This is a genomic window from Pseudoalteromonas nigrifaciens, assembly GCF_002221505.1.
GTDB classification, from domain to species: Bacteria; Pseudomonadota; Gammaproteobacteria; order Enterobacterales; family Alteromonadaceae; genus Pseudoalteromonas; species Pseudoalteromonas nigrifaciens.
Genome location: NZ_CP011036.1, coordinates 1,299,333 through 1,325,634, shown reverse-complemented (window position 1 = coordinate 1,325,634; position 26,302 = coordinate 1,299,333). Strand labels below are relative to the sequence as shown.

Annotated in this window: 19 protein-coding genes and 1 pseudogene; 6 read left to right on the top strand and 14 right to left on the bottom strand. The window is 39.3% G+C overall.

What is annotated here, in order from left to right; genetic code table 11:
- Window positions 1-4 precede the first annotated feature (4 nt).
- The 3 genes from PNIG_RS06415 to pyrC form a co-directional block, all read right to left on the bottom strand.
- Window positions 5-775: a DUF3450 domain-containing protein gene (locus PNIG_RS06415; RefSeq protein ID WP_058373057.1), complete on the bottom strand. Its 771-nt coding sequence runs from the start codon at window positions 773-775 to the stop codon at window positions 5-7.
- 1,465 nt (window positions 776-2,240) lie between these two features.
- Entirely contained in the window at window positions 2,241-2,444 is a 204-nt protein-coding gene (locus tag PNIG_RS06405) for a cold-shock protein (RefSeq protein WP_002961702.1), read from the bottom strand.
- 493 nt (window positions 2,445-2,937) lie between these two features.
- Window positions 2,938-3,990, bottom strand: a complete 1,053-nt coding sequence (gene pyrC / locus PNIG_RS06400; RefSeq protein WP_086993324.1) for a dihydroorotase — start codon at window positions 3,988-3,990, stop codon at window positions 2,938-2,940.
- A 206-nt stretch (window positions 3,991-4,196) separates the two neighbouring features.
- Here pyrC and PNIG_RS06395 point away from each other — a divergent pair, with 206 nt between their 5' ends.
- Entirely contained in the window at window positions 4,197-6,566 is a 2,370-nt protein-coding gene (locus tag PNIG_RS06395) for a GGDEF domain-containing protein (RefSeq protein ID WP_089368024.1), read from the top strand.
- A 124-nt stretch (window positions 6,567-6,690) separates the two neighbouring features.
- Here the strand turns inward: PNIG_RS06395 and PNIG_RS20145 are convergent, their stop codons facing one another.
- Window positions 6,691-6,756, bottom strand: a complete 66-nt coding sequence (locus tag PNIG_RS20145; RefSeq protein WP_231613568.1) for a hypothetical protein — start codon at window positions 6,754-6,756, stop codon at window positions 6,691-6,693.
- 378 nt (window positions 6,757-7,134) lie between these two features.
- Between PNIG_RS20145 and PNIG_RS06390 the strand changes: the two genes are divergently transcribed.
- The gene (locus PNIG_RS06390) at window positions 7,135-8,022 is read left to right on the top strand and encodes a LysR family transcriptional regulator (RefSeq protein ID WP_011327866.1); all 888 of its coding nucleotides are present in this window, start codon (window positions 7,135-7,137) and stop codon (window positions 8,020-8,022) included.
- Window positions 8,023-8,075: 53 nt separating this feature from the next.
- Window positions 8,076-8,840: a YdcF family protein gene (locus PNIG_RS06385; RefSeq protein ID WP_080516809.1), complete on the top strand. Its 765-nt coding sequence runs from the start codon at window positions 8,076-8,078 to the stop codon at window positions 8,838-8,840.
- Window positions 8,841-9,224: 384 nt separating this feature from the next.
- Here the strand turns inward: PNIG_RS06385 and PNIG_RS06380 are convergent, their stop codons facing one another.
- The 4 genes and pseudogenes from PNIG_RS06380 to PNIG_RS06365 all read right to left on the bottom strand — a co-directional run bounded on the left by PNIG_RS06380 (window position 9,225) and on the right by PNIG_RS06365 (window position 12,409).
- Window positions 9,225-10,406 (bottom strand): MFS transporter, encoded by a 1,182-nt coding sequence (locus PNIG_RS06380; RefSeq protein ID WP_086993320.1) that lies wholly within the window; start codon window positions 10,404-10,406, stop codon window positions 9,225-9,227.
- Between the two features lie 106 nt (window positions 10,407-10,512).
- A pseudogene (locus PNIG_RS19895) lies at window positions 10,513-10,916 on the bottom strand (VOC family protein).
- A gap of 107 nt (window positions 10,917-11,023) precedes the next feature.
- Window positions 11,024-11,347 (bottom strand): YnfA family protein, encoded by a 324-nt coding sequence (locus PNIG_RS06370; RefSeq protein ID WP_011327860.1) that lies wholly within the window; start codon window positions 11,345-11,347, stop codon window positions 11,024-11,026.
- A gap of 309 nt (window positions 11,348-11,656) precedes the next feature.
- Window positions 11,657-12,409, bottom strand: a complete 753-nt coding sequence (locus PNIG_RS06365; protein WP_089368023.1) for a Nif3-like dinuclear metal center hexameric protein — start codon at window positions 12,407-12,409, stop codon at window positions 11,657-11,659.
- Between the two features lie 150 nt (window positions 12,410-12,559).
- On the opposite strand from PNIG_RS06365, the gene PNIG_RS06360 reads away from it, so the two are divergent.
- Entirely contained in the window at window positions 12,560-12,901 is a 342-nt protein-coding gene (locus PNIG_RS06360) for a hypothetical protein (RefSeq protein ID WP_011327857.1), read from the top strand.
- Between the two features lie 127 nt (window positions 12,902-13,028).
- Here the strand turns inward: PNIG_RS06360 and PNIG_RS06355 are convergent, their stop codons facing one another.
- The 6 genes from PNIG_RS06355 to PNIG_RS06330 all read right to left on the bottom strand — a co-directional run bounded on the left by PNIG_RS06355 (window position 13,029) and on the right by PNIG_RS06330 (window position 24,200).
- Window positions 13,029-16,211: an amidohydrolase family protein gene (locus PNIG_RS06355; RefSeq protein ID WP_089368022.1), complete on the bottom strand. Its 3,183-nt coding sequence runs from the start codon at window positions 16,209-16,211 to the stop codon at window positions 13,029-13,031.
- A gap of 99 nt (window positions 16,212-16,310) precedes the next feature.
- Window positions 16,311-17,135, bottom strand: coding sequence for a M90 family metallopeptidase (locus PNIG_RS06350; RefSeq protein ID WP_011327855.1), 825 nt, complete (start codon window positions 17,133-17,135; stop codon window positions 16,311-16,313).
- 58 nt (window positions 17,136-17,193) lie between these two features.
- The gene (locus PNIG_RS06345; RefSeq protein WP_089368021.1) at window positions 17,194-20,082 is read right to left on the bottom strand and encodes a ligand-binding sensor domain-containing diguanylate cyclase; all 2,889 of its coding nucleotides are present in this window, start codon (window positions 20,080-20,082) and stop codon (window positions 17,194-17,196) included.
- A 136-nt stretch (window positions 20,083-20,218) separates the two neighbouring features.
- Complete coding sequence (locus tag PNIG_RS06340; protein WP_080516808.1) at window positions 20,219-20,857, bottom strand: chloramphenicol acetyltransferase; 639 nt, start codon at window positions 20,855-20,857, stop codon at window positions 20,219-20,221.
- A gap of 123 nt (window positions 20,858-20,980) precedes the next feature.
- On the bottom strand, window positions 20,981-22,021 hold the full coding sequence (locus PNIG_RS06335) for a Leu/Phe/Val dehydrogenase (protein ID WP_089368020.1): 1,041 nt from the start codon (window positions 22,019-22,021) through the stop codon (window positions 20,981-20,983).
- A gap of 652 nt (window positions 22,022-22,673) precedes the next feature.
- On the bottom strand, window positions 22,674-24,200 hold the full coding sequence (locus PNIG_RS06330) for a fumarate hydratase (protein ID WP_089368019.1): 1,527 nt from the start codon (window positions 24,198-24,200) through the stop codon (window positions 22,674-22,676).
- Between the two features lie 165 nt (window positions 24,201-24,365).
- Between PNIG_RS06330 and pabB the strand changes: the two genes are divergently transcribed.
- Together pabB and PNIG_RS06320 are read left to right on the top strand one after the other, a co-directional pair.
- Window positions 24,366-25,706, top strand: a complete 1,341-nt coding sequence (gene pabB / locus PNIG_RS06325) for an aminodeoxychorismate synthase component I (RefSeq protein ID WP_089368018.1) — start codon at window positions 24,366-24,368, stop codon at window positions 25,704-25,706.
- A 16-nt stretch (window positions 25,707-25,722) separates the two neighbouring features.
- Entirely contained in the window at window positions 25,723-26,298 is a 576-nt protein-coding gene (locus PNIG_RS06320) for an NUDIX hydrolase (protein WP_011327849.1), read from the top strand.
- The last annotated feature ends 4 nt before the right edge of the window (window positions 26,299-26,302 follow it).

Genomic DNA, 26,302 nt, shown 5'->3' with positions numbered 1-26,302 from the left:
TTGATTACTCCGCGCCAAAAATTGGTAGTTTAACAAGTTCTAGTGTCGCTTGCTTACGTGCCATACGGATCACTTCTTTAACAGATTTTAGGTATTCTTCACCTAATTCTTTCCACTGTTTAGTGTTGTTATCCCAAACCCAAGCATGTTTTAAGTCAAAAGACTGCGCAACATAAGTAATACGACCTAAACGACCGATATCAACGTTAATGCTACGGCCATCAACATCAAGCGTACCTTGTGAAGCATTTACAGCTGAGCTGTATGATGTTTCTACTGTGTAAGCTTCAAGTACTTGACGGAATTTCTCAGACGTTGTTACAGAAGAAGAAGACATGATTTCACGTAATCTTTCAACACGACCTAAGCGCGTTTCAAGATTAAATGGAACGTCCGCTTTGATGAATTGCTCAAGCGTATCGATCATGCGATACATCAGAGGCACAACGTTTTGTTTAGTGTTATCAATAGTTGCTATTTGACGGTCAAACGATTCAATAGACGCGTTTTGGTCATCAACCAAACGTGCTACGTGATCGTTGTACACTTTCATAAGTTCAGTCTCATCAACGATGCTACGGTACTCAGCTATTAGCTCTTGAGTTTGACCATATACATTGTCAATTTTAGTTTGAGACTTAACTGCAGCCTTTTGAATTTGCTGACCTGCTTGTTGCACGTCATTCAAAGGATCTGCAATCACATTGCTGCTTGCAAATGCAAATGCGCCAACCAACGCAGTTGCTACAAGACTCTTTCTGATTTTAACAGACATAGTTCCCAACCAATTAAGTAATGTTACTTTTATAATTTAATTATCAACCTACAAGAGGAAGACAACCCTGATATCTTTTAATAGATATCAACCTTTCAATAATGCTAAATGCAGTAAGTCATGTCAACTTGATGTTTAGCATTACCTATAAATAAATATGCATATGAACTAGTTATTTAATATACCAACCCGATAACATTAACATTATTGCAACCACTTTACCGCAAATACTTTCATGAAACCCTTTTGCAATAACAACATTCATAATTAACAACTTAAAAATAAACATTATTATAACATTTCACGTTAACTATTTAGAGACTAAAAAAAAAATATAAATAACCTTCTATTATTTTATCTTTAACAACTTTTGAGCGTTTTATAGACGAAAACTCATTTGTACCATAGATAATCTACAACCCACTTCATAATAACTATTGTGTATTACATTATAAAAAACTAACCATAAAGGTAGAATTCAAACAATAAATATGGCTTATCCATTTTTTAAAATGCAAAAATAATATAAATCATTACCACCCTATTAGCACAATGTTTATTTTTAATGTTTGCTACTAAAGCGGTATCTGCAGGCTTATTTGAGAGTAGTTGATAATTACTACATCCCCTAAGGCAATAATATTAATATGCTTAATTTAAAGGGTTATTTTAATGACGAGCAAGCCTCTTGTTCTTAATCAAGGCTTTATATTTCGTTGTTCTGAATCATTACTTTGCCATCACTTTCACTTAGTACGCTCGTGTGGTGACTAAAAATTACTTTTAACGCAGCTAGTGATGATTTAATTCTATAGCCTGATCATTTTTTATTAATTTAAAGTGATGTGGATTGATTAACACAGCATTAAAGCTAAGGAGTGCTTACCCCTTAAACTATGAGGCTGGTAGTTTAATACCCTGTTGTAGCGCCTTTGTACGCTCGCAGCACTTACATACGCAACTTACATGCGTACACAAGTTACTTTTAATAACTTTGACGACCTTGTATCAGCTTATTAAAACTGCTTTAAATTCAGTGGGAGTAAATAACGAAGGGGGATTTAAATTAACTGCGCACAAACAAAAATTAGTTACTCTTTTTAAGTTACTTTCAACACAGTGAAGAAGCTATTTAATCTTTTTTAATAATATTACCATTAAACTTTATAACCCATGATTTGCTGTGTTTGTGGTTATTTAAACTACAAATAGCAAATACATAAAGAATGATTTTATTTATTGAGTAATGGAATTTTTAAAAATTGTAATTATTAAAATGACGCACAACAACAGAGTGTTTAAGTTGATAAGTGATAATTAAAATATTTAGAGGTTAATATTTGGAGGTTAATATTTGGAGGTAAAAATTTGGATTTTATTTGCGAGAATGTGAATTATTTAAAAAGAAAATTATGGTGAAACAGTAGCCTGTTTCACCACGTTGAACGAAGGTTCACATAATAAATTATGCTGCTTCTACGTTCTCAGCTTCAGGGCCTTTTTGACCTTGCTTGATGCTGAATGTCACTGCTTGACCTTCGCTAAGAGTGCGAAAACCAGAACCAGTGATTGCGCTGAAATGTACAAACACGTCAGGACCATTTTCTTGTTCAATGAAACCAAAGCCTTTAGCTTCGTTGAAAAACTTTACTTTACCAGTAACCGACATACTAAATTTTCCTGTAAGTCAATAATTAAAATTCAGCCATATTATTATGGCAATATCCTCCTTGAATCAATGCTCAAAAATATGGAGGTACAGTACAGGAAGAAGTAATAACCAAACCGGTAACCTTAAACGCAGCACAACATCCGTAAATTCATTAGGCAAAAACTCAAAGCAAGTTAAGATTAGCACATTAAATTTTATTTCGCTCTATTAATTAGAAAATATTTATCAATAATGCGTTGTTTCTGATTTTTTTTCTTAAACGGTTAATTTAAAAGCAAATAAATATAGATTTTACCCTGTAATTGTCACCTTGCTGGCAATACTATTAAACGCTTTAGTATTTTCTATAATCATCTAACAATAAATCTAAAGCGCTTTTCTAAAATTACCAGCTGATTCTACCTAAACTTTAAACTCCGTTTAAAAAATGAAAAAGCCGCTTAGCTAAGCTAAACGGCTTTAAAAATTTTAGGTATTGTGAGCAACCAGGCTACTTAACTTGCCAGTCAATTGTATCCTCTGCCTTTATAGGTACTACTTGTGAGTCGCCAAGCGTATAACTTGCAGGCACTTGCCACGGGCTTCTTTCTAAAGTAATGGTATCTTTATTACGTGCAAGGCCATAAAAGTCTGGTCCAAAAAAGCTTGCAAAGCCTTCCAGTTTGTCTAGTTTACCAGCGCCTTCAAATGCCTCTGCGTATAACTCAATAGCAGCATGTGCGGTATAAGCTCCTGCACAACCACACGCAGCTTCTTTTTTATCTTTATAATGAGGCGCTGAGTCAGTACCTAAAAAGAATTTTTTATTACCACTTACTGCAGCAGCCATTAAAGCATGTTGGTGAATATTACGTTTTAAAATAGGTAAACAGTAATAATGTGGGCGAATGCCCCCTGCCAGCATATGGTTGCGATTGTACAGTAAGTGATGAGCAGTAATTGTTGCTGCAACATTATCCGGCGCATTAGTTACAAACTCTACCGCATCTTTGGTTGTAATATGCTCAAGTACTATTTTTAGCTCAGGAAAGTCAGTTACTACATCACCTAAAATCGTTTCGATAAATATTTTTTCACGGTCAAAAATATCAATAGACGAATCTGTCACCTCACCGTGTATTAAAAGCAGCATGCCTACGTCTTGCATTGCAGCTAAAACAGGGTAAATATTTTTAATTGAGGTAACACCTGAGTCTGAATTTGTTGTTGCACCTGCCGGATATAGTTTTGCTGCAACTATTTTGCCAGTTGCTTTGGCTTTTATTATTTCATCTGGGGTTGTTTTATCTGTAAGGTATAGCACCATTAAAGGCTCAAAATTGCCTTGTGGGCCTGCAGCCATTATACGTTCTCTGTATGCTAATGCCGTATCTGTACAAGTTGCTGGCGGCATTAAATTAGGCATAATAATTGCTCGACCCATATAACGGCTAATATCACGAACCGTGTCTTTTAATTGATCACCATCACGTAAGTGTACATGCCAATCATCTGGCCTGGTAATAGTGAGTGTTGCTGCAGAGTCTGTATTTTTAACGGTCATGAGTTGGTCCCTAAGCTAAATTTATCCGATCATAGGCATAGGACGTTTTCGAGTAAAGATCTTATTATAAATAATCAACCTTTGTAGCGCTGCAATTAAACTTTACAGTTTACATAAAGCAATTGTCATTTTGTTTTGTAGGAAAGTTAATACCATGTTAAATTAGTACCCGTATTTATACTTAACTAAGAACTACATTATTTGCTATGCCTAACAAAGTAGATATCACTACAGCGCTCGAAGTTAAAACCGATCAGCTGAGTATAATTAATCAGTTCTCCTCAAGCTTGCTGCAATTAGATACGCTTGATGAGCTATTTGAATATGTAACTACCCAAGTGATTAATAGGCTTGGCTTTGTTGATTGTGTTATTTATCTTGCTGATACTGCCAATTTAACGCTTATTCAAGCCGCTTCTATGGGCGTTGCCAGTGAGCGCAAAGAATATCAAGCACAGAGAAAAGTGATCCGCTTTGATGAAGGTATCACCGGCTATGTAGCAACCACAGCTAAAGCAATCATGATTGGCGATGTAACCAAAGATAGCCGCTACATTGCTGATGAGCGCCCTGCTCAATCTGAAATATGTGTTCCACTTATATACAAAGATCATGTTTTAGGGGTAATAGATTGTGAGCACCCAATTAAAAATTACTTTACTAACTCGCACCTCGAAATACTCACTACGGTTGCTCACTTATTAAGTGCCAAAATAAACCAAGTTAATACGGTAAACAGCTTACAAACAACGGTTTTACAATTAAATAATGCCCAAAAGTTAGAAAATAGCCTGCTGCAAATTGCAAACTTAACTTATAAAGCTAAAAATTTAGACGTTTTTTTTGAATCGCTGCATTTAATTATTAATAGTTTACTCCCTGCCGATAACTTTTTTATAGCGCTATACGATAAACAAATTGACGTGTTAGATATTGTTTATATTGTTGAAGAAGGCATTAAAACCAACAGCCATCAAAAAATTTCAAAAGAGCAATTAAAAGATACTGCCTCGTATTATTTATTAGTTACGGAGCAATCTTTACTGCTCACTAATAGTGAGTTTTTACACCATGTAGAACAACAGCATTTTAAAATGGTGGGTAGGCGCGCAGAATCTTGGTTAGGTGTCCCATTTAGGGTAAACGATCGCCATAGCGGTGTTATAGTAGTGCAAAGTTACGATAAAGCGCTACATTACAGTCAACACGATAATGCGCTGCTGACCTATGTTAGCCGACAAATAAGTATGGCGATTGATCGCCAATTAGCTCGCCAAGAACTAGAGCACCGCGCCCTGCACGATGACCTCACTGGCCTAGCTAATCGCTCATTACTTATTGAGCGAATTAAGCATGCTATTTTACGCCTTGCAAGAGCAAAAAAAGGCACTAGCCACGCCTTACTCTATTTAGATTTTGATCGTTTTAAAAGTATTAATGATTCACTTGGTCATGAAGTTGGTGATCACTTTTTAATAAAAATATGCCAATTAATTAAAGGCACGGTGCGCAATACCGACACATTTTCACGTTTAGGTGGCGATGAGTTTGCTATTTTTATGGAAAACATCACTCACCGCAATCAGGTAACGGATGCGCTCAAACGCATACAACTTGCCCTTTCAAAGCCAATTAATATTGACGGCCACCTATTACAAGCATCTACAAGTATTGGCGTAGCATTAAGTGATAACGAAAACGACAAAGCCTATATTTTATTGCAACAAGCTGATGCAGCTATGTACGAAGCTAAATCGACAGGACGCGGACAAGTTAAGCTATTTAATAATATTATGCGCAAAAAGCTTAAAACACATGCCGATATTGAAAACGACTTACAACACGGTATAGAGCACAATGAGTTTGAGCTGTATTTTCAGCCTATATTTACCATTGCAACATGTGAAGTAATCGGTTTTGAAGCACTTGTTCGTTGGCATCATCCCAGTAAAGGGTTTGTACCGCCAAATGACTTTATCCCAATTGCTGAAAAAACCGGGCAAATAATTAATTTAGACTTACATTTATTAGATTTAGCCGCACAACAAATTAGCACTTGGCATCAACAAGGACACCGGTTTTTAAAAGTCACCGTTAATGTATCGTCTCGTCACTTTGCCAGTTTAGATTTTGTGGCACAAATTCACGCTATTTATAATAAATATCAGCTCCCACTGGGATCTTTGTGTTTAGAAATTACTGAATCGGGGTTAATCGAAAATTTAGACTTAGCTACGCAAATAATTGAAGGCTTATCGCCATTAAAAGTAAAGCTTTGCCTTGATGACTTTGGTACAGGTTACTCAGCGCTTGGTTACTTACATCAGCTACCTATTCATATTTTAAAAATAGATAAGAGCTTTATTGATCACTTACATGACTCAGCCAACCCACTCGTTGATGCTATTTTGTCGCTAGCAATATCACTTAATCTTGCAGTGGTTGCTGAGGGGATTGAAACTGCTGAGCAACTCGCTATTTTACAAACTACGCAGTGCAATTACGGGCAAGGCTATTTAAAATCAAAACCGGTAACAGCCCAAGAAGCTATTTTACTAATCGGCGCCCCACTATAATAAAAAAGCCAGCTAATTATTGCTGGCTTATTTTTACGATTATTTTTATATAAGTAATATACGTAAGCTACATTTTTAAGGTGTAGATCTAACCTTTAGCTCTTCACGCAGCTCTTTGGTTGTTTTAACCATGTTGGTAAGTGCTTGTCCCATGATCTGGTTTTAAACCACAATCTGGATTTATCCACAAACGCGCAACCGGTGCTTTAGCTGCTTTGTGAATAATTGCTTTTTATCCATGCAATACTGGGCATCTTAGCTGTATTAATATCCTAATACACTTGGTCAGTGTCATTCGGGTAATCAACATTTCAAACCTTTGTAATAAATCCATGCTCGCCCACAATATTTTTAGTAATCACACCAAAACCCAACATGAGCTAAACTCATGCAAAACCCATCAAATCTATTTTAAAATGACTTTCATGATTAAAAAACTTAATGTTAAGCATAGAGGTTACTAATAAAACACAATTAACAGCCTTCTAGACGTTGAAACGTTTTTTGTAAAAGCGTAATATGTGCTTACTCTGAGTTAAACTCACCTTTTTCATGAGAATTTTTAAAGATGATTGGTCTTAAACACTTAAAAACCATTGCTACCTTAAAAGAAACGGGATCTTTGGTTAATACCGCACGTGAGTTATTTTTAACGCAATCGGCTTTATCACATCAAATCAAAGATTTAGAGAACAAATTAGACTGCCAATTGTTCGAGAGAAAAACCCAACCAGTACGATTTACCCCCCAAGGTATGCTATTACTTGAATTAGCCCACGAAATATTACCAAAAGTAGAAGCAACCAAGTGCCGCTTAAAAGAAAGTTTAAACCAGCCTATTTCACAAATGCGCTTAAGTGTTGAGTGCCATGCGTGCTTTCATTGGTTATTGCCAACAATTAAAGAATTTAATAACTTTTGGCCCGATATAAAAATTGATTACGAACGCGGTTTTAGCTACGACGCCATCCCTGATTTATTAAGTGATGAACTTGACCTAGTGCTCACCTCAGATATACGCGAACCCGACCAGCTAGAATACGCCCATTTATTCGACTTTAAATTAAAGCTCATTGTTGCCCCCGACCATGATCTTGCTAAAAAAGCCTATGTAACTGCGCTTGATTTAAAAAACGAAACTATTATTTCCTACCCTATTCCGCGCGAACGCCAAGATATTTTTAAACACTTTATTCAAAATGCCCGTTTTGATGGCACACTTAAAACAGTTGACCAGGGATTACTTATTTTTCAACTCGTTAGTGCGGGCATGGGCGTGGCTGCATTACCCGACTGGCTGGTTACACCTTACGAAAGCCAAGGATTAATTAAGTCAATTCCGCTAGGAGCATTAGGCTTAACTCGCCCTATGTATTTAGCGATGAAAAAAGAAATGAAAGACAACCCTGTTTATCGTCACTTTTTAAATACCTGTAAGTTAAATAACGGTCGATAAACATCTTACACATGAGTAATATAAAGCTAACTTAGCTTTTTATATTACTCATTATGTTTGCCATTAAAAAATTATTGGGTGGTTTATTAATGCCACTGCCTTTATTGGGTCTATTTGCCCTTATTATGCTACTTTTGGCATTTAGAGGTAAAAGATCTGCTTTATTTTTATCTTTTATAAGCTTAGCGGCGCTGCTTTTAGTCAGCACACCGCTGGTTGCTAACCTAATTATAAAAAATAACGAGTCACCCGCACTGGCATTTAATTCATTAAAACAGCCAAAAATTGACAAAATAGTCGTACTCGGTTGCGACATTAACCCCAACACGGCTTTAAGTGCTAATAACCAACTTGGCAACTGCGCACTTACTCGTTTAGTCGAAGGCATAAAGCTAGCCAAACTCTACCCAAATGCACAACTTATTGTATCGGGCGGCGGATACCAAAAAGTCACTAATAGTAGCTTAATGTATAACACAGCAATAAATTTAGGCATTAATAAAAATCGCTTAGTGCAAAATCCAGCGGCTATGGATACCCCAGCCGAAGCAAGATTATTAGCCCCCACATTAGTTGACTACAAAGTGGCATTGGTTACTTCAGTTTTACATATGCCGCGCGCAAAAGATTTATTTAACGCCCAAGGTGTTGAGGTAATAACAGCGGCAACTGATTATCATAACTTTGCTGTATTACCTTGGCACAAACAACTCGTACCAAATGCCCAAGCTTTGCATGTAGTAACACAATACAGCCATGAGGTAGTGGGTAAAGCGTGGATCAGCATGCGCCGTTGGATAGACCCAGAAGCACTTTAACGTAAGTTCAACACAGTAAATTACAAATAGTGTATTAAACCGGATTACTTAAATAGGTGTCCGGTTTTGTTAATTTATAACACTTTTGCCAATGCGCCACATAACATCCCACAAAGTTACACGTGTTAGTGCACTTACCAAAGACAGCTTTGATTACTTTGTTAAGCAACAAGCAGTGACTTTCCATCGCGCTTAGAGTCAAATTCCAAATGCTAAAGCAGATACATAGGGAGCTCACTTTAGGCCATTTTGCTGCATGAACAAGCTATAACTATAACCATCATCATCCGGCACTAGAGGGAGTAATATTAGTTACACTACCTTTCAATTGGCCACTTCACTTTAACTGTATAGATTTTATTTTCTTAGTATCAATAAGTTTTTCTAAAACACTTTACTTAAAGTTTTTTTCGCAAAAAATGAGATAATAATACCCGGAATAGATAAAGCAACGGCAAAGTACACCAAGCTCATAGGTGAATAAATCCCCAGCAGCAGCCCAGCAACAGAAGATGCGATCATAACGGATAAATTAAATACCGAGGACTGAACTGAAGTAGCAACATCTTTAGCATTTTTTACCTGCCTGCTAACGGCGGCCTGCATTAAAGTGACTAAGGGACCAAATGAAAGACCCCAGATAAAAAAAGCAAAATGCCCTACACCTTTTACTTTGCCAAACATTAGTAATGTGAGCATAGAAACAATAAGTAATGCAAACATGGTTATTGTTAATAGCCGCAGGTATTTATCGATAAGTTTTATAGCTAAAAAAACAGAAATCATCGAACCTATACCAAAAAACAATAAAGCACTTTCAATCCCACCAGCTAAACCAATTTCCTCAACCAGGCTTGTAATGTAAACATAGGCACCATAATGTGCGGTTACACCAAGCAAGGTAAGCACAAGAATAACTAGTACAGCTGGATTTGTTAATACCGCAAAAGGTGAGGAGCTTTTGCTCAGCTTTTCACCGGGCGTAGAAGGCAAAGCAAAAAAGCTAATAACTGCAATAGCAATAATAACCAGCCCAAAGCCAATAAACTCACTTCGCCAGCCATATTCATTGCCAATAGTGGTCATTATGGGCATACCAAGACTAATTCCGAGCGTGGTGCCTGCCATAATAACCGCAATAGACTTGCCATGATGTTCCTCATCTACCAGTCGCATACCGTAAGCTGCAATCATTGGCCACATCACACCTGCACAAATGCCTCCGATAATTCTAAGAAAAATAATAACGTTATAATTATCAATCAGCCCAACCACAATGTTTGAAACGGCAAAGCCACTCAACAAAATCAGCAGTAAGTGCTTGCGATTAAATTGCATCGTCATTGAAATGAGCGGAATTGCAAATATCGCTGAAGCAATGGCGTAGTAGCCCACCAAATTACCTGTTTGCATCTCACTAATATTGAGATCGGCCATCATTAAAGGCATAACACCTGAGGGCATCAGCTCCGATAATATCCCTACAAAGGTCACTGACGACATCAAGATCATAATCAGCCATGGGAATAAGCTAGCGGTTTTTTGAGAAATATTTTCAGTGCTCATAATTTTTATCGGTTCTTAATTTTTTAAATTTATTGGCTTAGATGCTGCCAGATTAAGTATATGGTGAAAACAGCTGTTGTTCCTATAGTCTATTGTTAAGTGCATACTATTTGGTTGTGCTGTTGAGTTGCAGTAAATCCCATTTATTACTATATAGGTCTTGAAAAAACACTACTGCGCCATACTCTTCAACTCATGGCTCTTCATTAAATACAACATCATTTGCTTTCATTAGCTCATAGTCTCGCCAGAAATCGTTGGTCTGTAAAAATAAGAAAACACGTCCACCGGTTTGGTTACCAACAGCTTGTGTCTGCTCGTTTGTGCTCCTAGTAAATTCGTACCATTAGAATAGGGAAGATAAACCTAAACTCAGCGCTTCCCGCCACCTAAATCAGTATCTTCGAGGAGTGTAAATTGAAGTTTTTTAGTATACAACGCGATAGCACCATCGTAGCTTTTAACGATTAGAGCTACATTTTTAATGTGCGGTTGAACTGATTTAGACATGGTAATTTCCGGATATGTGCAGCTTTACTAACTACGCTGCAATTACAAACCTTAAAATAGGTGTTTTTTATTTTCCGTGATGGAAACTACCACCTCTGATACTATTGTTATACGCTACGTGGAGCAAACATTATTATAGCCATACCTACAAGTGCTACACCAGACCCCACAAGATCCCATGTAGTTGGACGAATACCATCAACAGCCCACAACCACAAAATAGCCATGAAAATATACACGCCACCATAAGCAGCATAAACCCTACCTGCAGCGGCTGGATGCAACGACAATAACCAAGCAAATATAGCCAAGCTTAGGGCTGCAGGAACCAGTAACCAAACCGATTTCCCCTCACGCAACCAAAGGTATGGTAAATAACAGCCAATAATTTCTGCCAAAGCCGTAATTAAAAAAAGACCAAATATTTTCATTTCGCTCAAAAGTGACTCCTCTCATTACTTATATTCGAGGCTCTAAAGTTTCTAGTTATAGAAAAACGGCTTCAAGCATTCCTCAAAAACGCGATCACGACTTAAATCTAAAGCAGCTCATAAATATAAAATAGCCGCATAGGTTAGTAGCTTAAGATTTATAGCTTAAGCTTTACCTGTCACTTTGTATTTAGTAAAAACCACCCAGCCGCAACCTTCACTAACACATGTATTAATATGGTTTTTTGTATTGTTTACCAAAGCCATGAGAGCTAATGATGATTTTATATTTATTGCATTTTTAACTATTTATACTGGGTTATCTATGTCAATAAATGTGACGTCAAAACCATGCTCTTGAGCGAGTAGCTCACCTAATGCTTTAATGCCGTAGCGCTCTGTGGCGTGGTGCCCTGCGGCAAAAAAATCAATATTTTGCTCGCGCGAGCTATGAATAGTTTGCTCCGAGGCTTCGCCAGTTAAGTAGGCGTCAAGGCCTTGCTCTGCAGCTAGGTCAATGTAACCTTGCCCGCCACCGGTGCATAACCCAATTGTCTCTATTTTATCGGTTCGTACTAAACTGCTCAGTGGTGTTCTGTTTAACACTTGAGCTATTTTATTGGCAAACTCTTCACCCGTTAACGGTGTTTTTAAACGCCCTTTCATTGCTACGCTGTTTGCAACAGGCTCTAAACCCGCTTCAATTTCAATATCTAGCAACAGTGCTAATTGTGCGTTATTACCAAGTACCGGATGTATATCGAGCGGTAAATGATAAGCAAATAAGTTAATGTCATTTGCTAATAACGCACCAATGCGGCGTTTTTTCATACCTGTAATTGGTTGCGATTCGCCTTTCCAAAAATAACCATGGTGCACTAATATTGCATCAGCATTTTTTTCTATTGCAGCATCAATCAGTGCTTGGCTTGCAGTAACACCAGTAATTATGGTTTTAATTTCATTTTTGCCTTCAATTTGTAGGCCATTTGGGCAAAAATCATTAATTGTGTGGGGTTTTAAAATGTCATTTAACAGCTGGTTAAATTCTCGACGTTGCATACAAGCTACCTTACTTAACACTGAATTTTGTGCAAATTTTGGCTGTTTATGAGCTAAAATGGAAGGAAAATCGCAAAAAATTGAAAAACACTTTTAAAATAGGTATAAATAGGACTTCTTTATCTGTGTTAACAACGTATAGGGTCTCTAATGAGCAAACTAGACAAAACAGCAGTGTTATCTGCCTTTGAATCAGCGTATGAAGCTGCCAACGGTAAAAAACCTGAAATCACTACAAAACCAGGCTGGTACAGCATCGATGGCGGCAAAAATTTACGCCTAGCTGATGTAGCAGAGTTAACTAAAAAGTTAACTTCTGGCAAAACTGCTAAAACGAAAAAAACTAAAGTGGCTGCGCCTGCTAAAGCACAGAAAAAAGCACCATTTACTGTTGTTACCGAAAATGAAGACGGTTATACAGCTGAAGAGTTTTGGATTGTAGAATTAGCGCGTAAAGAGCACGATTGCCGTTTACCGCGCGGTGTTGTTTAACATCCTAATGTGATTTTAAAATAAACCGCGTTAAGCGGTTTTTTTATGCCTAATAAAAGCGGCTAACTTAACACTAAGTTAGCCGCTTTTAAATGCGTTAACGTTATTTAAACTCTAACTTTAAATGTTATTTGTTGTTTTCAAAATAAAGTGGTTTACGCTGTTTTTTACCCACCTCAACCATAGTTGCGGCATTAAATAAGCGGCCGTTGATCATGGTGTAGTCAATTTTGTCTGAGTCGCGGATATTACTTAGCGGATCGCCATCAATTACCATTAAATCAGCAAGTTTACCTACTTCTAGCGATCCGACGTTTTTATCTAGCCCTAAGTACTTAGCTGGATCGAGTGTAGAGGCTCTAATTGCTTCAAGTGGGGTCATGCCACCTTGGGCAAACATCCACATTTCCCAGTGCGCACCTAAACCTTCACGTTGGCCATGCGCTCCTAAGTTAACTAGTACACCTAGGTCTTGCAGCTCAGCAGCTACGCGGGCATTGTTAAAATGGTTATAGTGATGCTCGGGTGCTTTAACGCGGCGCATTGAGCGCGGTAATAATTGGTTTTTAGGCACAAATTTACTTAACCGTGGGTGATTCCACACATCCGTTTTATCGTACCAGTAATTTTCGCCCCAAATACCGCCATAGGCTACAACAAGCGTTGGTGTATAACCTACATCACTTTGTGACCACAGCTGTTTTATATCGTCGTAAATATGCTCTACCGGAATTGAATGCTCAATGCCTGTATGCCCATCTACTATCATACTTAGGTTATGTTGTAGTAATGAGCCACCTTCGGGTACTACCATCATTTGCAGTTCACGCCCCGCTTCTATTACTTGCTGGCGTTGCTCGCGACGTGGTTGGTTGTACGATTTAACACTAAACGCGCCAACCTTTTTTAAACGCTCTAAATGAAATTTAGCATCATCTAACGAGTCAATATGCGAGGTATACCCTGGCATATTGGCGCCATACAAAATAGTACCGGTAGAGAATATACGTGGGCCAACTATCATGCCTGCTTTTTGCATTTCACTGGCGGTGAATATTTCAGAGGTGTCGTTTGATGGGTCGTGAATTGTAGTTACACCTAATGCAAGCCCTGCAAAGTTTTTCCAGTTTTGTTGTGGAATAATTTCATCACTTGCTTGCGAGCCATGTGCGTGGGCGTCGACTATCCCCGGCATAATCGTTTTGCCCGTTACATCAACTACTTTAGCACCTTTGGGAATGCTTACTTCAGCGGCTGTACCAATGGCTTTTATATGCTTACCATCGGTGATAATCACACCATTTTCAATAACTTTTTCGCCATCCATAGTAATAATTTTAGCGCCCGTTAGAGCTATCATGCCCTTTGGCTCAGCCATTTTTTTACTAAAACTAATGTTATCGCCACTTTTTACTTTAAAGTCTTTATCGTCAGCTTTATTAATAGCAAACATACCCTCAAGGCTGGCATGATAAAGCTCAGGACCTAAAGTCCAATACAGTTTATTGCTATTAGCGCTCCAGCTAATATTTTCTCCCGCACGAACAGATAACTGCTCAATAGGAAATTGGTTGTCTGTAGGGCTAATATTAAGCGTTTTACCGTTTTCTACAAACGGTGTTACAAATACTTTAAAGCGCTCAGCAAACGCAAGATATTGGCCATCTGGCGATACTCTAAATTCGGTGGCATGCTCAGATTCGTAAAGCTTACGCACTTTTTTAGTATCAAGCTCTACTACACTCAGCGTTGGTTTTGGCCACGGGCTCATGATGTACACTCGATCGTTAGCTGCGCCAAACTGTGGCTGATAGCCATTTTTTGAAATTAACTCACTTTTGCCGCCTTTAGTACTTACGCTGTAAACTCCTGGGTTTAGTGACCACTTAGGGTTTAAAATACTGCCACCGGTGGCTTTGCGATAAACCACTGTTTTACCGTCTGGGCTAAAGGTAGGCTCAACGTACTTACCCGGTTGCTCAGTTATGGTGTCACCACGGCCACTGCTCGCAGAAACCACACGTACTTGACCTTGCTCGTTATCGTCCCACGTGGTGTACACTATTTTTTTGCCATCGCGCGAGTACTGCGCAAATAACTCGTAATGATCGGTTTGTTTGGTTAAACGCTTAATTTTACCTGATTCTAAATCACGTTTATAAATGTGTCCTAACGCTTCAAAAATAGCCGTTTCACCATCGGGGCTAATTTGTACGTTACGCAGCATTTTTACATCAAACTCATCAGTATCGAGGTTTTGAGTAAAACGCACTGCTTTTTGAATTTTTTTAGTGGTTTGTACTTTAAAAGCAATGGTTTCTACCGATTTATCGCTAACATCGAGTTTATGTATTGTGCCACCAGCCCAAAATACCAGTTGTTGATTATCTGGCGTCCAAGCAATCGTGGGGTAAACACCATGAATAGCCCAAGTTTCTTGCATATCACGCTCTAACTTATCGTACAGTTTAGTGTGCTCACCGCTAGTTAAGTCGTATAAATACAGGCTAGTTTGAAAGTCGTCACGCTTTATATAAGCAAGCTTTTTACCATCGGGTGAGGGGGTTGGTCTTATTGCGCCCCCCATGCCACTAATCACCGTTTCAATTTCGCCGGTTTCACGGTCGTAACGTTTTATTTTATAAATTCCCGCTACAGAGTCTTTTGAATAGTGAAAGGTTTTACCTGGTGTTGCATCATGCGAAAAGTACACATAACGACCATCGGGCGAAAACATCGGCTCACCCAAATCTTTTTGATCGTCAGCTCGCTTGGTAAGCTGTACTCCTTTACCACCCGCTTTATGATAAAGCCATACTTCGCCTGCCCCTAATGAGCGACTTGCGGTAAAGTGTTTACGTGCAACTAGGTAGTCGCCATCAGGACTCCATGCAGGGCTGTTTAATAAGCGAAAGGTTTCGTCGGTTACTGCACTTTGGTTTTCGCCGTTTAAATCCATAATCCAAATATTATCGCCGCCACCTTGATCTGAGGTAAAAGCAATGTGTTTACCATTTGGGCTAAAGCGCGGTTGCATTTGCCATGCAATATCTGAGGTAAGTTGTGTGGCACTGCCACCACTTATTGGCATAGTATAAATATCGCCAAGCAAATCAAACACCAGTGTTTTACCATCAGGGCTAATATCTAGGTTCATCCATGTGCCTTGATCAACACTAATGGTGGCATCTACAAATTGCCCTTTGGGTGAATCTACTTGCCATTTTGGCTCATCGTCTTGTTGGGCTTGTGCGTTGCCTAGTGCCAATGACACAGATAAAGCTAGCACCGTTTGCAGCATTTTTTTCATGCAATTCTCACTTATTATTGTTGCTCTATGTAACTCTCTTACATGATTGCAACAAAAACGCCGACAAGTTGCCAGCGTTATAAGATGAAATGCCGTAAATTAATGCCAGACTATAGGGTCAAATTGATAATAGTCCACCAGCAAGCGATAAATTTCAGGGTCATATCGGCGCAGTTCTGCCGGCTTCTCTAAAAAGGTTTCGGTGATCACCGCAAAAAACTCAGCCTCATTAGTCGCGCCATAACTATGAATAACATGCTCCATACTATAAGCAACATGACTTTTTAACTGGTTAAAGGCACGACTAAATACACGCCCCCATTCTTTATACTCGGCTGCTGTTTTAAGTAACGGCGTACCGGTTGTTTTGCCGGTTTCTTGATCTAGCTGATGCGCAAATTCATGAAACACTAAATTATGGCCATCACTGGGTAATCTATTTCCCTCAAGAACGTCGTGCCAACTGAGTACTAATGTACCACCTGGCCACGACTCACCTAGCCTAATTGCATTATGATAGCTAACTAAGCCAGCGCTATCACGCGTTAACTGCGGCGCATAATAAGCACTTGGATAGAGGAGTATTTCTTTTACATTTTTGTAAAGTGGCCAAGGTTTATTGAGCACAAGCAAGCAGGCATCGGCTGCTACAATTAGCTTCATTGCACCTGTTAGTTTTAAGCCATCGCACCCTACAAAGCGCTTTTCACTTAAAAACCACATAATATGACGCTCTAACTTTGCTCTATCAGCATCGGTCATTTTTTTATAAATAGGCATACAACGCAGTAAAATATCTTTTTGCTGCGAATTAAGCTCAAGAGTTTTATATTTACGTTGCCATAATCTATTTTGAATAGCTGGCCAACGCCAAAAAATAACCACAAAAATAATTAAGATAACAATTAACAATCCATTTATCATGCTGATGCCTTCGCTCAATGTATACTCTCTATATGTGTGCGACTGAGGCACTTTTCAATTACATGATTTCGGTGCGATTACGGCCACCGTTTTTGGCTTTGTATAATGCCTGATCGGCTCCTGATAAAAGTCGGTCGTAATCGTCTATATTATTAGAATCAGAAACACCAAAACTCGCGGTTACTTGATGCAGCCCAGCAGCAATTACTGAAAAATCGTTATTTGCAATTTCTTCCCGTAATAGTTCACACATGAGTTTTGCTTCTGCTGCAGTTTTGTTAGGAAACACTAAGGTAAATTCCTCCCCGCCCCAGCGAGCTACTTGCTGCTCACCTTCGCAATGCGATTTGAGTATTTTGGCTATTTCACAAATAACTTTATCGCCAACAATATGTGACCAGCCATCGTTCACCCGCTTAAAGTGATCTATATCCATGATAGCAATAGCTAATATTTTATTTTGCTGCTTATAAGTGGCAAAATTTGCTGCTAACCAACTATCGAAAGCGCGCCGGTTTGGCATATCAGTAAGTTGGTCGTGAGTGGCTTGATAAGCAAAGGCGTTTGCCTGTTCTTGAAGGTCCTGTGTTTGCTTTTCTACTCGTTTAGTTAGCTCTGCCTCTACTTTTTTATAATGATATAAGCGGTACTTATAAATAGCATATATAGTGACTAAAAAAGTAAAAAACAGCATTAATTTAAAGCTCAACTTTTGCCAGTAATGTGCTTGAATTACAAAGCGAATTTCTTGCTCATTTTGCTGCCATTGTGTATTTGGATAACCGGCGCGCACCTTAAACGTATACTTACCTGCAGGTAAGTTGGTGTATTCTGCACCTGTCATGTGCTGGCGGTTTACCCACTCTTTATTAAAACCTTCTAACTGTGTTTGAAAACTTAAACGCTGCGGCATAATAAAACTCAAACCCGCATACTGAAAAGATAATCTTGAAACATTAGGCGGCAATAATACTGTTTCACCATCTAATGGGAGCGCTGTTGCTCTGCCGTTAACGCTAAAGCTCTCAATCATAGTAGGCAAATCTACTTTGCTTGATGCTTGCAATAACTCAGGTTTTAGCGCGCTTACTCCTTTTGCAGTAGCAAACCAAATGGTGCCATCTTTATGCACTGTTGCTGATGGGGTCGAGCCGCCATTAACTTGTGCACTGAGCATGCCATCGCCCTCGTCATAAAGTTGAAATACGAGTGGAATATTTATATTTTTTTGTTTTTCATCAAGAACATGATTAACGTGCTGGCGATCAACCTGAATAACCCCGCGGTTACTCGATAACCAAAATGAATCTTTATGAGCCACAATTTGAAATAACTTATCGACTGGCAGCCCTTGCTCCCGCCCTAAAATAGCCATTTTGCCTGCACTGTGCTCATAGCGCATTAATCCACGATCTGTCGTCATCCATGTGTAGTCGTCATCAAAATAAAAACCAAATCCATACTCGGCAGCAAATTGCGCTGGAAAGCTTATAGCACTAAATTGCTCAGTTAGTATATTAAACACCACAACCCCATTGCCGGTGCCAATCCAAACATTGCCTTTGTTATCTTCACTGAGTGCTAAAATAAAACCGCTAGGCAGCTCTTTTTCATTGGTAAATTGCACTAATGAGCCATCTTTTTCAACTCGCGTTAACCCCATAGCAGAGCCGATCCATAATCGCTGTTTGGAATCGAGTAATAGCCCTCTTACTTCGTTACTCCCAAGGCCATTACTACGATTTAAATAAGGCGTTATTTTATTATTACTGACCTTTAATACACCCGATGTATAAGTGCCTATCCATACATCGCCATCCTCGCCCTCCAGTAAACTCAATACCGAATAGGGAGAACCTTCTTTAGCACCTTCTATTTGAGTTACATTATTATTTTTAATTTTGTTAAGGCCGGCACTACTCCCTACCCATAAGCTACCATCGGAGTGCGATAATACCGTTCGCACGTAATCCCCAGCTAAACCCCGCTTAGTAGTCCAGGCGGTAAATGGCGCCTCCCTTAATCTAAACAGCCCGGCATTAGTGCCCACCCAAATACTGTTTTCTCTATCTTGTAATAAAGACAATATTCTATTAGCAGGGAGTCCGCCTTTCGCATCTAATTGCTCAAGCCCAGCCACACTGAGTCGAAAAATACCTTTATTAATAGTGCCAAACCATAAATCACCGTGGTTATCTTCTAATAAACTAGAAATAGACTCGACACTAAGCTGTGGATGGATGGCAGTAAATACTGCGTCTTTGAGAATATAAGCGCCGCGCTCACTGCCAATAATTAATTTCCCTTGGCGAGTAAGTAGTAGAGTATAAACTGCTGCATTGGGTAGCCCATCATCGGCTGTTATTAAGCTTGCTTGCTGATCAACAATTTTATATAAACCATCGCTAGTAGCAGCCCAAATAACGCCATTGGCATCCTCGAGCACACGATAGGCGCTAACATTATGAACAATGGCCTGATCGTGTTTACTATTAGCCCCGCGGTAAAATACGCCATCGTTTTCTAATGCCAGCCAAAACCCGTCATCGTTACTTTTAATTATGTGATTAACCATAGCTGAGGCACTCGGCTGAGTATTCCACTGTCTATATTGATATAAGCTGATACCACCTCTTGAACCGGCTATTAATAAGCCGCCGTCATCGGTAGGAGTAAGTGCACGAAGCCCTGAGTCGGGAAGATTATTTATTTCAGCGCGAGTAAATAGTTTAAATTCTTGGCCATTAAAGCGCGCTAAACCCTCCCATGTTGCTATCCATAAATAACCGTCTTGAGTTTGCGCTAAGCTATTAATACTATTGTGAGGCAGGCCTGAGCGGGTATTCCATGTTTCAAAAAAATAATCACTTAAAGGTAAACGAGTTTGTGACTGCACCTGACACGTGAACATGACGAAAAATACACATAAAATCCCTAAATGCTTCATCACTGCGACCTTTATAATTATTATTGATTAATTAGTATTACCCACTAAATTTAACGCAATCCTAAGTGATTAAAAACCAACCAAAACCAGCTAAACTAAGAAAATACTACCACAGCCTGCAGTAGCATTTCATTAACTAATCTTTACAAAAGTTATCAAATGTATCTTGTAAAATGTTTATAAACTTTGCTACGTGTAAACCATCCATTAAAGAGTGATGTACATCAATAGCTAAGGGCATAGTTTGCTGCTGTTTATTAAGCTGACCAAATACAAATTTAGGGATCCCTAAACATTTCCCTTCACTAAACGCATGCGAAAAAGCACTAAAATTTAGCCAAGGTAATACCGAAATATGAATTAAGTCGGCCTGCCCTTCGGTTTGTGCAAAGGCGTCAGAAAATAAAGGCTGCGATTTAGCATTAAAACTAACTGCGCTGGCATGCACGGCAAACTCAGTAAAGTTGGCCTTATCACTAAAGTAACTAAACCTGAACGAGTCATCTGCTGCCAGCTCAACCACACTAGCGCGGGTGTTACTTAGTAGCCATGGCTTATCATTAATAATACGCAGCATAATTGGCGGGTACGCATGGCACGCTTTAAGTGTGGCATAAGTATAGGCCTGAAAAAAAGACAGCTGATGCGCTTTACAGTAATTATATAAGGCCTTCGCGTTTAGCTGTACACACACATTAAAGTAAGGTTGAGAAAAGTGTTTAAACAACTCAAAATGTTGTTTACGGGGCCAGCTATCAAAATCAATAGGCTGCATAGAAACAGGCGAAGAAGACATAGATAAATAAACACATAAAATAAAAAATTAAGTTTAACGTATAAACAAAAAAAAGGCGTGCAATTGCACGCCCTAATATTTACGGTTAACTTATTTAGCCGATTAAAGACCGTTTTTAAGGATCTCTTGTGCAAGCTCATCAGCAATTAAATGCGTAGATTTTTGCTCTTTTTCACTACGCGCAAAAATTTCAGTTAGGGTATCAAAAATACCTTCAACATGTTTATTTGACGCAGCAGCACTGTACCCTTCTGGTAGCGTTTCATAATAAACATTAATAATACCACCGGCGTTAATTACGTAATCTGGTGCATATAAAATACCTTTCTCACGAATAATTTCACCATGGCGCGATTGTGCCAACTGGTTATTGGCACAGCCTGCAATTATAGTAGCTTTAAGGCGCGGTATAGTTGCATCGTTTATAGTTGCACCTAGTGCACAAGGTGCGTACACGTCTACGTCTAAATCGTAAATTTCGTCAATGCCAACGGCTGTAGCACCAAACTCATTAACAACACGGTCAATTGCTGCTTGGTTAATATCAGTAACATATAGCTCAGCGCCCGCCTCTGACAAATGCTTACATAAAGTATAAGCAACAGTCCCTAACCCTTGTACTGCTACTTTAATACCAGCAAAGTTTTGATGACCACGCTGATGGTTTAATGCCGCTTTTATACCTAAAAACGTACCGTATGCTGTAAATGGTGATGGGTTACCACTTTTGCCTTCAAGGCCAAGTACATAACTGGTTTCTTTGTTCATCATTGCAACATCGTCGCAGTTGATATTTACATCTTCAGCAGAATAGTAGCTGCCGTTTAATCGCTCTAATTGACGACCAAAAGCACGGAATAATTGCTCAGATTTAATTTCTTTAGCATTACCAATAATCACAGATTTACCGCCACCAAATGGCAAGCGCGCAACTGCATTTTTATAGGTCATGCCTTTGGATAAACGCAGCACGTCGTAAACTGCATCTTCATCATTTGCATAATCCCACATTCTACATCCGCCCACTGCCGGACCTAGGTTAGTATTATGTACCGCAATTATTGCTTTTAAACCCGACTCTTTATCAGTACAAAAAACCACTTGTTCATGGTTATCAAATTCAACTTGATTAAACACAACCACTTTAAATACTCCGAAATAGTTAACCCTAAAGGGTATGCATGCATGAAATTGCCGAGACTTTATCACTTCGGATAACGCTTCGCTATACCACGAGAGGATAAACCCAAGCGCAAAACAGCATTGAATTAAATAGCCAGCTTTAATGGTAAGTGCACATAAAAATTCCACAAAGGTAAAGCAATCAAGTATTAAAAGCTAAAAATAACAAACACCGCAAGGTTTACGCTTACGTGAACGTAACGCAACTAATAACTGTAAAGTTTAAATTACACGCAAGCATAATATGCAAACGCTTATGCTACATAGGTTTGCCTTATAAAGGGGGTGGTTTAAGAGAACTGGTCAGAGCTGTTCACTCTTTTGCTAAGCAAATTAAATTACGGGGAGTAGAACAGGTTATTTAACCTGAACTCTGGTTAAGAGATTTACTAACGTATTGAATCATAGTTATCTTTATTTTCTCTAGCCAGAGATTTTCAGTGAAAACAAGACGAATTCACGCGTCAATAGCTGGCCTATTGCAAGTGAATTCAACGCAGTTAGCGCTGAAAATAGCTGCTTGAGATAGCTTTATTATCCAGAGATCAGGTTACTTAGTTTAAGTTAAACAAAAAGCGAGCACAGGGCTCGCTTTGTATATTAGTAAGTTAGATTACTTTAGCTTGCTATCTAGCTCTTCAATTTTAGCTTTCCAAATTGCAGGGCCTTGCGTATGCGCATTAGCACCTTCGCTATCAACAGCGACTGTTACCGGCATATCTTCTACTTCAAACTCGTAGATGGCTTCCATACCTAAATCTTCGAAAGCAACAACACGTGCTTTTTTAATTGCTTTAGATACTAAATACGCCGCGCCGCCAACTGCCATTAAGTACACTGACTTATGCTGCTTAATAGACTCAACCGTAGCAGGGCCACGCTCTGCTTTACCTATCATGCCTACAATACCGGTTTTTTCTAGCATCATATCGGTAAATTTATCCATACGCGTAGCCGTTGTCGGACCCGCTGGGCCAACTGCTTCGTCACGTACAGCATCTACTGGGCCTACGTAATAAATAAATTTATTATCAAAATCTACGCCTTTAGGTAAACCTTCGCCTGAGTTGATCATGTCTTGCAAACGCTTATGCGCGGCATCTCGACCCGTTAAAATAGTACCCGAAAGTAAAACAGTTTCACCCATTTTCCACTCTTGCACATCTTTTTTGGTCAAGGTATTTAAATCAACACGACGTGTGCCTTCGCCCACTTCAAAGGTTACTTGTGGCCAATCTTCTAACTTAGGTGCTTTTAGGTTTGCTGGGCCTGAACCATCAAGGGTAAAGTGTACGTGGCGAGTAGCCGCACAGTTAGGGATCATCACGACCGGTTTTGACGCTGCATGCGTTGGTGCTGTTTTAATTTTAACATCAACAACCGTTGTTAAACCGCCTAAGCCTTGTGCGCCAATACCTAATTTATTAGCACGTTCAAATATTTCTAAACGTAGCTTTTCTTCTGTGGTTTCTGCACCGCGTTCCATTAATTCATGAATATCTACCGGATCCATTAACGACTCTTTAGCCATTACTGCCGCTTTTTCAGCCGTACCACCAATACCTATACCTAGCATGCCAGGCGGACACCAGCCTGCGCCCATTGTAGGTAGCGTTTTTTCTACCCATTCTGCCACATCGTCAGATGGATTTAACATAGCCATTTTACTTTTGTTTTCAGAGCCGCCGCCTTTAGCCGCTACCATTACTTCAACCTTACCGCCCGCTACTAAATCTATATGTACAACTGAAGGGGTATTGTCTTTGGTGTTTTTACGAGTACCTGCAGGGTCTGCAACAATAGAGGCGCGCAGCGGGTTGTCTGGATTTAAGTATGCACGGCGTGTGCCTTCATCAACCATTTGTTGAACGGTTAAATCGGTTTTATCCCAGTTAACATCCATACCTACTTTAACAAAACAGGTAATAATACCTGTGTCTTGGCAAAGCGGACGCTTGCCCTCAGCCGACATACGCGAGTTAATTAGAATTTGTGCGATGGCATCTTTTGCTGCTTTACTTTGTTCTTTGTTATAGGCTTTTTCAAGCGCTTGAACAAAATCAAGGGGATGATAGAAGGAAATATACTGCAAAGCATCTTCAATGCTATCTATAAAGTCTTGCTGACGGATTGTACTCATAGTGGTTCCTTAAGTTACCGTTACGCGGTGTCGCGTAAGCTATATCAAACCGGTGACGGTGGTTTGCACTGTTTTTAATTTGGGAAGCAACTAAACGCTGCCAAAAAAATTTGACTTATGATACCCTCCTCGCCCGTTTCGAGCCAGTTCTTAAAGGGGTAGTAAATGCTAAACAATAAAAATAATTGTATAAAATTAGCCATAACACAAAGCTGTATTGATGTATTTGCGCATTTTGCCCACTTGCCTTATGCCATTTTACTCGATTCGGCCAATAGTGAGCATGTAGACAGTCGTTTTGATATTATTGCCATCGAGCCCAAAAGCACACTGGAAGTACAAAACAACCTCAGTATTTTAAATAACCAACCCGATGCAAGAAGCTGCTTTGAAATAATGAACAGCGAACTGCTAAAACTTAATAACAACAAAGCGGCCAACAACCTACCCTTTAGTGGTGGCTGGCTGGGTTATTTGGGTTATGACTTAGGCCGCACACTTGAAAACCTCCCAAGTAGCGCTATAAACGATATAGACTTGCCACAAATGGCCGTTGGCTTGTACTTAGATGCACTCATATACGATAAACAACAAAACAGTTGGTTTTATATTGCCCAGCCTAAGGTTAATCGCTTAGCACTTTATCAGCAGTATTTAGCACAACCTGCCATTATGCCTAGCTTTGCACTTAAAACTGCGTGGCAATCTAATATGAGCCGCGCTGATTATGCGCAAAAATTTGCCGTAATTGAAGATTATTTAAAAACAGGCGATTGCTATCAAATAAATTTAGCACAACGTTTTAGTGCCCAATATGAAGGCTCGCCTTGGGCTGCCTACGTTAAATTAACAGCAGCGAATAAAGCGCCGTTTTCTAGCTTTATAAACCATCCGCAAGGCGCAATTTTGTCTATTTCTCCGGAGCGTTTTATATTAGTAAGCGATAATCAAGTGCAAACTAAGCCGATTAAAGGCACGTTACCGCGAAAAGCGGATCCGCAGCAAGACGCCCAGCAAGCACAATTATTGGCAAACTCTGCCAAAGATCGCGCCGAAAATGTAATGATTGTTGATTTATTACGAAACGATTTAGGTAAAGTAGCCAAACCAGGATCGGTACAGGTGCCCTCATTATTTGCTATTGAGAGCTTTCCGGCGGTGCATCATTTAGTTAGTACAGTTACTGCCACATTGGCAGAGGGTAAAACGGCGGTTGATCAACTCGCTGCAGCATTTCCTGGGGGCTCGATTACTGGCGCGCCTAAAGTGAGAGCAATGGAGATTATTGAAGAACTTGAACCGCATCGTCGCAGTATTTATTGTGGTTCAATAGGCTATTTAAGTGCTTGTGGTAACATGGATACCAGCATTACTATTCGCACTTTAGTATGCCACGCTCAACAAATACACTGCTGGGCCGGTGGTGGCATAGTAGCTGATTCTAAAGTTGCATTGGAATATCAAGAAACATACGATAAAGTAAATAAAATACTTCCATTATTATAAATAACAGTAGGTCGCTTTGAATAGTGAACACATTATAGCGCGGTTTCAGTTAAGCCCTACGGCAGCGCCAGATCAAGGAATAGATACCCCTAAAAAGCGTGCCAGCGCAGTCATGTTGCCGCTTATTGATGTAGATGATCATGCGCATATTTTACTGTGTAAGCGCCCTATTTATTTGCACCATCATCCCGGTGAAATTTGCTTGCCCGGTGGTAAGTTTGAAGCAAGTGATATTACGCTTCGCACTACTGCCCTGCGTGAACTACATGAAGAGCTAAATATTACGCCCAGTAATGTTAAAGTATTTGGCCAATTACCTTTGTACTCAACACTCACCGGCTTTAACATTAGCCCTTTTGTTGGCATGCTTAATAAACACACTATTTGGGAGAACGATCATAATGAGGTACAAGCTAGTTTTTTATTACCACTGCGTGATTTAACTAACGAGGCTAATTGGCAGCCCCTGCCTTTTCAGCGTTTTGGTAAAACCATTATTTTATATGGTTACAATACCCCACATGGTTTACTTTGGGGTGCAACTGCAAGCATCATTAAAAACTTTACAAAACAACTCGCCTTACCAGTTTAAATGT